Consider the following 6,385-nt stretch of genomic DNA (forward strand, 5'->3'; position numbering starts at 1 on the left):
TCGCAGCTCAGTCGGATTCGAGGGTGACGGGCACGTCCACCTGCCTGCCATCGCGGATCAACTGCACGTTCACCCGCTCGCCGATCTTGTGCGACTGCACCGCGACGACCAGTTCGTCGGGGCCCTCCACGACGCGATCGCCGACCTTGACGATCACGTCGCCCTCGACGATGCCCGCCTTGGCGGCCGGTCCACCAGCCACGACGTCGGCAACGGCGGCGCCGCTGCGCAACTCGTTGGCGACGGCCTTGGTGCGCGCGCTGAGCCCGAGCTGCGGGTGGTTGACCTTGCCGTCGCGGATCAGGGTCTGCGCGATGGAGGTGACCACATCGATCGGGATGGCGAACCCGAGACCGACCGAGTTACCGGTATTGCTCTTGATAGCGGTATTGACGCCGATCAGCCTGCCGTCCATGTCGACGAGGGCGCCGCCGGAGTTACCGGGGTTGATCGAGGCGTCGGTCTGCACCGCGTCGATCACGGCATTGGTGTCGGTGCCCTCGCCGCCGAGGCTCACCGGGCGGTGCAGCGCGCTGACGATGCCGGAGGTGACAGTCTTCTCCAGGCCGAGCGGTGAACCGATGGCGAGCACGTCGTCGCCCACCTGCACGTCGTCGGAGCGGCCGAGGTTCGCCTCGGTGAGGTTGTCGGCGTCGACCTTGAGCACCGCGAGGTCGGTCTTGGGATCGCGCCCGACGATCTGGGCAGGCACCCGGGTGTTGTCGGAGAACTCGATCTGGATCTTGGCGTTGCCGGACTTGTCGGTGGCCGCCGCCGAGATCACGTGGTTGTTGGTGACGATGTAGCCCTGCTCGGCGTCGAGGACGACACCCGAGCCGGATGGTCCGCCGTCACCGATGATGACCTGGATCGACACCACCGACGGCAGCACCGCGTCGGCGACAGCCGCGATCTTGCCGTGTGGGGAATCGGAGCTCTCGCTCTGCTGGAGGGTGACCTTGCGCGAGGTGAGGGTGGACGCGGTCTCGGCGGTGATCCGCCCGACCAGCCCACCGACGACGGCGATACCGAGCGCGATCACGGCGAGCAGGGCCAGCGCTTTCGGCGCGACCCGGGAGCCGAACAGCACCTCGCGGGCCGACAATTTGGGTGCGACAGGCAGCGGGGCGGGTTCGGGTGTCTCGATCGCCGGGGCGCCGAGGCGCGCGCCTGCGGCGGGGTCGCGCCAGGGGTCCACCGGTCCCGCGACGACGATCTTGCGTTCGCCGGAATCGGGTTCGCGTTGCAAGAGTTCGTCGGAGTCCTCGGGGCGGGCGAACGCCTCGGCGAGCACACCGTCCGGCGGCCGCCGATCGACCAGTTCGCCGTCGTCGGAACGCTTGCCGTCGCGCATCGGGTCGTGCGGGGCGAACGAACCCGTCTGGCCGTTCGGGCGGCGGAACGCGTGCGCGGTATGGCTGTCGATGTGCGGCCGGTACACCGGACGCGGGCCGAGGGTCGGCGCGTCGGAGGGCCGCAGATTCCCCCGTGACGCCGCCGAATCCGAGTTGTCGGTCGATCCGGGATTCGTCGATTCGCCTGTCACGCCCGTGACTCTACTTGCGCCGCCACGTAGTCCACCGGGCTGCGGGGAACGAATCGGTCAGGAATCCGAGAAATGCCTCGTTACGGCGGGGAGGTTCGGGTGCGGCGGCGGGCAGTTCGGCCAGCGGGATGCGGCTGAGGCTGTCGTGCAGGCTGCGTGGGACGGCGATTTCGCCCGCCCGGCGCAGCGCGATCCGCGCCTGCTGCTGGGCGTCGACCTCGGCGGCGCATTCGGGGCAGACCGAGAGATGCTGGGCGGCACGCAGATAGGCGTTCATGCGCAGCTCGCCGTCGACGTAGGCCGCGATCGCTTCGCTGGCCAGATGCTCGGTGGGCTGAAAGCGCGGTGTGCGACCTGAGGATGCTGGATCCACGCTCATGCTGTTTCCTCTCGGCATGAGCGGGCGCCCTCCGTGGTTACGCGAGCTGCCGCCTCCAGGCGCTGACCGCTCATGCGGTGTTCTTCCTTCCGACCGACATCAACCCGACCAGGCCGGGTGTGGCCGCTCGCGGCCGTCACCCTGCGTAGGTGTCAGCGGAGTATCGCTGCTCTATTCCATTATGCGCAAGGTAGTCGCGCAGTGCCTGGCGCCCGCGGTGGATGCGGCTGCGCACAGTGCCCAGCTTGACGCCGAGTGTGGCGCCGATCTCCTCGTAGGACAGGCCCTCGATGTCACACAGCACCACGGCCGCGCGGAACTCCGGCGCGAGGGCGTCGAGCGCCTTCTGCAGGTCCGGGTCGAGGCGGGAGTCGTGGTAGGCGTCCTCGGGCGTGGGTCCCTCGGCGGGCACCCGGTCGTAGTCCTCGGGTAAGGCCTCCATGCGGATGCGATTGCGCCTGCGGACCATATCGAGGAACAGGTTCGTGGTGATGCGGTGCAACCAGCCTTCGAACGTGCCCGGCTGGTAGCTCTGCAGGGATCGGAACACCCGGATGAAGGTTTCCTGGGTGAGGTCCTCGGCGTCCTGGGCGTCGCCGGAGAGCCGGTAGGCGAGGCGGTAGACCCGGTCGGCGTGCTCGCGGACCAGTTCGTCCCACGACGGCATCACCGTGCGGTCACCGGTGGCGTCGAAAGCCGCGGTGCCGGTGAGTTCGGCATCGAGATCGTCCTCGACGGACGGCGGAAAGTCGGTGGGAAGGGTCTGGGCGGGCAGTGTGGCGTCGGAACGCGCCGTGTCTACCATCGGGATGGGACACCTCCTACTCGGGACCGCCGGCACGAAACCGAACCGGTCCGGGTCAGCGGACCTTGTCTTGTCAGAAACAACCGCCGGATGTCTGCGGTTGTTCCCGCGCCTCGTACCCGCCGCGATCGGCTGGTGTGGCAACTATTTCCTGTCGCGATATGGGGCACGTGTGGAGACCCTGAGTGGCACCTGAGAATCCTGACGCACCCCGACACTCACCCCGCGCGGGCGCCTTCGCTGAATACACAGACCCGGTCGGTGACATAGCCTCTTAGCTGTGGCATCGAACGTGGAGCGGAACCTGGCCTATGTGGAGGAGTCCGTCGTCGAGGACGAAGTCCTCCTCGACGCGCGCGAGCGGGCCACCGAATTGGGCGCCGCGCCCGTGCCCGCCTCGGTCGGCGCGCTGCTGAGCATGTACGCGCAGATGCTCGGCGCCCGCTCGGTCGTCGAGGTGGGTACCGGCGCGGGTGTGAGCGGATTGTGGCTGCTCGACGGCATGCGTGAGGACGGAACCCTCACCACCATCGACTCCGAACCCGAGCACCAGCGGGCCGCCAAGGAGGCCTTCCGCACCGCCGAGATCGCGCCCGCGCGCACCCGGCTCATCAACGGCCGCGCCCTCGATGTGCTGCCGCGCCTGGCCGACGGCGCCTACGACCTGGTGTTCGTCGACGCCTCGCCCATGGAACACCCGCTCTACGTGGAGCAGGGTGTGCGATTACTGCGCGAGGGCGGTGCGTTCATCCTGAACAACGCGCTGCTCGGCGGGCGCGTCCCCGACCCCACCCAGCGCGACCCGGCCACCACCGCGGTGCGTGCCGCGACTCGGGCGATCGCCGAAAATCCGGACCTGACCAGCGTGCTCATCCCGATCGGCGACGGGTTGCTCTGCGCCTCGCGGTGCTGACCCCGCGGCGCCGGCCGCTGATGTGACCGTCACCCCACCCAGATGCCCTTGCCGACGGTGACGACCCCACCGTTGCTCACGGCGAATCGTTCCCGGTCGCGGTCCAGGTCCACGCCGATGATCTCGCCCTCGCCGACCACCACGTTCTTGTCGAGGATGGCGTGGCGGACCACCGCGCCACGCCCGATGCGCACGCCGGGCATCAGCACGCTGCCCTCCACGGTCGCGCCGTCGTCGATCATCACGTTGGAACTGAGAACCGAGTTGCGCACGGTGGCCGCCGACAGGATCGAGCCCGCGCCGACGATCGACTCCTGAGCAAGTCCGCCGCGCGCGAATTTGGCGGGCGGCAGGTTCTCGGCGGCGCCGCGGATGGGCCAGTGCTTGTTGTAGAGGTTGAACACCGGGTGCACCGAGACCAGGTCCATGTGCGCCTCGTAGAAGGCGTCGATGGTGCCGACATCGCGCCAGTAGCCCCGGTCGCGATCGGTGGCGCCCGGTACGTCGTTGTCGGCGAAGTCGTAGACGGCGGCCTGTCCGGCCGCGACCAGTGACGGGATGATGTCGCCGCCCATGTCGTGATCGGAATCGGAGTTCTCCGCGTCGGCGCGGATCGCGTCGACGAGCACGCGGGTGGTGAACACGTAGTTGCCCATCGACGCGAAGGTCACGTTCGGGTCGTCCGGTGTGCCGGGCGGATGGGCGGGTTTCTCCAGGAACTGGGTGATGCGGCCGGACTCGTCGGAATCGATGCACCCGAACGCGCTCGCCTCGCTGCGCGGCACCCGGATCCCCGCGACGGTGACGCCGGCGCCCGAGGCGATATGGCTGGCCACCATCTGTTCCGGGTCCATCCGGTACACGTGATCGGCCCCGAAAACCACGATGTAGTCGGGGTCCTCGTCGTAGATCAGGTTAAGAGACTGCATGATCGCGTCGGCGCTGCCGGTGTACCAGCGCGGTCCGAGCCGCTGCTGCGCGGGCACCGGGGTGATGTACTCACCGGTGAAACCCGACAGCCGCCAGGTCTGGGAGATGTGGCGGTCCAGCGAGTGCGACTTGTACTGGGTGAGGACGCACAGGCGCAGATATCCCGCGTTGACCAGGTTGCTGAGCACGAAATCGATCAGCCGGTAGGCCCCACCGAACGGAACCGCGGGCTTGGCGCGGTCGGCCGTGAGCGGAAACAGTCGTTTGCCCTCGCCACCGGCGAGCACGATCCCGAGTACGTGCGGCTGGCTCCTCACCCTGTCAAAGTACAGGCCCCGGGCCCACCCGGTGGCCCATGTCGACCCGAGCGTCTAATTTGGACCGCGTGAGTGATGGCACCGACGGGGAACCAGCGATCGCGGATCCGTTGCGGGTGGCCATGCTGACCCGGGAGTATCCGCCCGAGGTGTACGGCGGTGCGGGCGTGCACGTCACCGAGCTCACCGCGCGGCTGCACGCGCTGTGCCAGGTGACCGTGCACTGCATGGGTGCGCCACGCACGGGCGCGGTGGTGCACCGGCCCGATCCGGAGCTGTACGCCGCCAACACCGCTCTGCAGATGATGTCGGCTCAGCTACGGATGGCCGACGCTGTCGGCGCGGTGGATGTGGCGCATTCGCACACCTGGTACGCGGGTCTGGCCGGGCACCTCGCCGGCGCGCTGTACGGCATCCCGCACGTGCTCACCGCGCATTCGCTCGAACCGCGCAGGCCGTGGAAGGCCGAGCAGCTCGGCGGCGGCTATCGCTTGTCGTCGTGGTCGGAACGCAACGCGATGGAACAGGCCGACGCCGTGATCGCGGTGAGCGAGGGCATGGCACACGATGTGCTCGACGCCTATCCCGCCATCGACCCCGGCCGGGTTCACGTGGTGCACAACGGTATCGACGCGGGCGTGTGGCATCCCGGCGCCCCCACCGGCTCCGAGCAACCGGTGCTCGACCGCCTCGGCGTGCGTGCCGATCTACCGATCGTCTCGTTCGTCGGCCGCATCACCCGGCAGAAGGGCGTCGGCCACTTGCTGGCCGCCGCGGCCGATTTCGACCCCGACATCCAGCTGGTGTTGTGCGCCGGTGCGGCGGACACGGTGGAACTCGAGCAGGAAGTGGCCGCCGCGGTCGACGAGCTGCAAAACCGGCGCGGCAATGTGTTCTGGGTGAAGGAGATGCTCCCCACCGAACAAGTGCGTCAAATCCTCACGGCATCAACAGTTTTCGTCTGCCCCTCGGTATACGAACCCCTAGGCATCGTGAACCTGGAAGCCATGGCATGCGCCACCGCCGTCGTCGCCTCGGACGTGGGCGGGATCCCGGAAGTGGTCGCCGACGGTGTCACGGGACGATTGGTGCACTACGACCCGGTCGCCTCGGGTGACTACGAACGCGCACTGGCCGCCGCGGTGAACGCGGTGGCGGGCGACGCCGAGCTGGCGACGCGCTACGGGCAGGCAGGCCGCGCGCGAGCCATCGCGGAGTTCGATTGGGCGAGGATCGCCGAACAGACTGTGAATGTCTATCGCGAAGTCATCCGCTGAGAGCGTCCGCGCCGCATACGCCTCGCGGCATCCCAGCCACGCGGCCCCCTTCGGTCCGTCACCTACCGCATCCAGCCCACGCGGCCCGACTCGACTCCGCCATGACCGCATTCCCAACCCCGTACGACCCGACCTCGAGGAGGGTCCGCCGCGCAGCGGCGTAGCGGCCCGGCCGCGCGAACAGCGCTCGAAGCGCATGCGCGAAGCGCGAGTCTCGA

The 6,385-nt window shown here is 68.7% G+C and carries 6 protein-coding genes; 2 read left to right on the forward strand and 4 right to left on the reverse strand.

Translation table 11 applies throughout. The features are described from left to right. Nucleotides 1-7: 7 nt before the first annotated feature. From AB0I35_RS20235 to sigE, 3 genes are all read right to left on the reverse strand, one after another. Complete coding sequence (locus AB0I35_RS20235; RefSeq protein WP_357397629.1) at nucleotides 8-1,546, reverse strand: trypsin-like peptidase domain-containing protein; 1,539 nt, start codon at nucleotides 1,544-1,546, stop codon at nucleotides 8-10. A 10-nt stretch (nucleotides 1,547-1,556) separates the two neighbouring features. Then, complete coding sequence (locus tag AB0I35_RS20240; RefSeq protein ID WP_067485782.1) at nucleotides 1,557-1,925, reverse strand: hypothetical protein; 369 nt, start codon at nucleotides 1,923-1,925, stop codon at nucleotides 1,557-1,559. A gap of 136 nt (nucleotides 1,926-2,061) precedes the next feature. Then, nucleotides 2,062-2,730: an RNA polymerase sigma factor SigE gene (sigE, locus tag AB0I35_RS20245; RefSeq protein WP_084456750.1), complete on the reverse strand. Its 669-nt coding sequence runs from the start codon at nucleotides 2,728-2,730 to the stop codon at nucleotides 2,062-2,064. Between the two features lie 280 nt (nucleotides 2,731-3,010). On the opposite strand from sigE, the gene AB0I35_RS20250 reads away from it, so the two are divergent. Further along, nucleotides 3,011-3,643: an O-methyltransferase gene (locus AB0I35_RS20250; protein ID WP_357397630.1), complete on the forward strand. Its 633-nt coding sequence runs from the start codon at nucleotides 3,011-3,013 to the stop codon at nucleotides 3,641-3,643. Nucleotides 3,644-3,672: 29 nt separating this feature from the next. Here the strand turns inward: AB0I35_RS20250 and glgC are convergent, their stop codons facing one another. Beyond that, entirely contained in the window at nucleotides 3,673-4,890 is a 1,218-nt protein-coding gene (gene glgC / locus AB0I35_RS20255) for a glucose-1-phosphate adenylyltransferase (protein WP_357397632.1), read from the reverse strand. Between the two features lie 110 nt (nucleotides 4,891-5,000). Between glgC and glgA the strand changes: the two genes are divergently transcribed. Next, on the forward strand, nucleotides 5,001-6,167 hold the full coding sequence (gene glgA / locus AB0I35_RS20260) for a glycogen synthase (RefSeq protein WP_357397647.1): 1,167 nt from the start codon (nucleotides 5,001-5,003) through the stop codon (nucleotides 6,165-6,167). Nucleotides 6,168-6,385 lie beyond the last annotated feature (218 nt).

The organism is Nocardia sp. NPDC050378, from assembly GCF_040655675.1.
In the GTDB taxonomy this organism is placed as follows: Bacteria; Actinomycetota; Actinomycetes; order Mycobacteriales; family Mycobacteriaceae; genus Nocardia; species Nocardia coubleae.